This window comes from Vibrio sp. 10N.261.52.A1, assembly GCF_002876325.1.
In the GTDB taxonomy this organism is placed as follows: domain Bacteria; phylum Pseudomonadota; class Gammaproteobacteria; order Enterobacterales; family Vibrionaceae; genus Vibrio; species Vibrio chagasii.
On sequence record NZ_MCYD01000162.1, the window covers coordinates 1 to 645 of the forward strand.

The following is a 645-nucleotide window of genomic DNA, read 5'->3' on the forward strand; positions in this document are numbered from 1 at the left end:
CAAGGCAACGGCGTGACAGAAGCGGAAATTTACGAGCAACAATTGCTGAGACTGGGTGTTCCAATCGCCGACCTTATCCAGGAGCCGAACAGCGTGAACACTTGGAAAAATGCGCAGCTGACCAGCGATCTGATGAAACATCACCAATTCGACAACATTGTGCTGGTTTCATCTGGCCTGCACATTCGCCGTAGTGAACTCTACTTCAACCACTTTGGATTGAACGTGATTCCAGTGAGAGCTGATTACATGGCAGCTCAAACTTCATGGCTGCCATTATGGTATAACTTTGCGGTAACAGACTTTGCTCTGCATGAACAAATCGGGTTTGCGCGATACAACATCTACAACTTTATGGGTTGGAACAGCAAACGCGAAAAACCAGGCGACGCGTAATAAGACACTCGCCGATTACCGAAGGCTGCTCTAAGTAAGGTAGTCAAATCACTATAAATGAAAATGCAGCGACAACCCTTGGGTTATCGCTGCATTTTTGTATCTGTTTTGTCTATGTTCTTTACCATCTATGCAAGACAATCAGTATCAACCTGTTTGTTGAACTCGCCACCTTTCATCATTTCATCGAAAGCCTTACACACACCTCAAAAGGTATCCCGTACCTGAGTACGCACCGCTCAATAAAAA

1 protein-coding gene is annotated in these 645 nt (G+C 45.3%); it reads left to right on the forward strand.

What is annotated here, in order from left to right; all coding sequences use genetic code 11:
* Positions 1-396, forward strand: a 396-nt coding sequence (locus tag BCT81_RS02255) for a YdcF family protein (protein WP_133152492.1), incomplete at its 5' end; no start/stop codon positions are given.
* Between the last annotated feature and the right edge of the window lie 249 nt (positions 397-645).